The 1,040-nt window shown below is 51.6% G+C and carries 1 protein-coding gene; it reads right to left on the reverse strand.

What is annotated here, in order from left to right:
* Nucleotides 1–71: 71 nt before the first annotated feature.
* A partial coding sequence (tnpC, locus tag JQM68_RS13595; RefSeq protein ID WP_235223558.1) for an IS66 family transposase occupies nucleotides 72–1,040 on the reverse strand: 969 nt, incomplete at its 5' end.

Below are 1,040 nucleotides of genomic sequence, written 5' to 3' on the forward strand. Positions count from 1 at the left end.
GTAAGCGTCAATTCTAACAGCGTATAAAAATCTCCACCTTGGCGCGAATGCGCTGAGGTGGAGATCAATCATTATTGAGGAACATGGCATTCTTGTGGGGCGTTGGTTGGTAGAAGTTTTTCAGCCCAGAATTCGTCAGCCTGGCTCAGCACCGGCGCACTCTGCAGAACCCAAAGCAGATATCGGTACGGATCGAGCTCGTTCTCCTTTGCCGTTTCAATCAAGCTGTAGATCACCGCGCTGGATTGAGCACCTGCCGGAGTGTTGGCAAAAAGCCAGTTCTTCCGTCCCATAACAAAAGGCTTTATGCTGCGCTCAGCACGGTTGTTGCTCAGTTCCAGTCTGCCGTCTTCCAGATAGCGTACCAGGTACGGCCACTGCTCCAGCAGGTAATACAGTGCCTTTCCAAGAGCAGATTTCGGTGCCGTTTTGGAGATCGTCTCATTTGCCCATGCCAACAGAGCGTCCAGAACCGGTTTCTCCTGTTCCAGGCGCTTAGCATATCGTTCTTCTGGCGTCAGTTCTGCGAAAGACTCCTCCAGTTGGAATAGCCTGGTGCAATAGCACTCACCAGTTGCTGCCAAAGAACCTTTTCGGTCCTCTTTGGGCAGGGTCTGTAAGGCTTCGTCAAATTTCCTCCGGGCATGTGCCCAACAACCCACAACACGGATATTTTCAGGCAGTTTGTGGTAGCCCTGGTATCCATCTGCATGAAGCCAGCCTGAGAACCCTTTCAGGAACTCTTCTGCATGCACAGCCTTGCGGCTTGGTTGGTATTCATACAGGACGATAGGGCTTTCCGCACATCCGCTGGTCCGGTACAGCCACATATAGGACTTGCTGGCAGCTGCCTTTCCAGACTCTTTCAATACCTGCAGAGTGGTTTCATCTCCGTGCAGAACAGGTTCCTTACAAAGATTTCTGTGCAGTACATCATAAATCGGACGCAGCCAGGTATCCGAGGTGTTCAGCATCCAGTTGGCCATTGTCTGCCGGGACAGTTTCAATCCCTCCCGGTTAAATTCCTGCTCCAAACGGTA

The organism is Oscillibacter valericigenes, assembly GCF_021531435.1.
Classification (GTDB): Bacteria; Bacillota; Clostridia; order Oscillospirales; family Oscillospiraceae; genus Oscillibacter; species Oscillibacter valericigenes_B.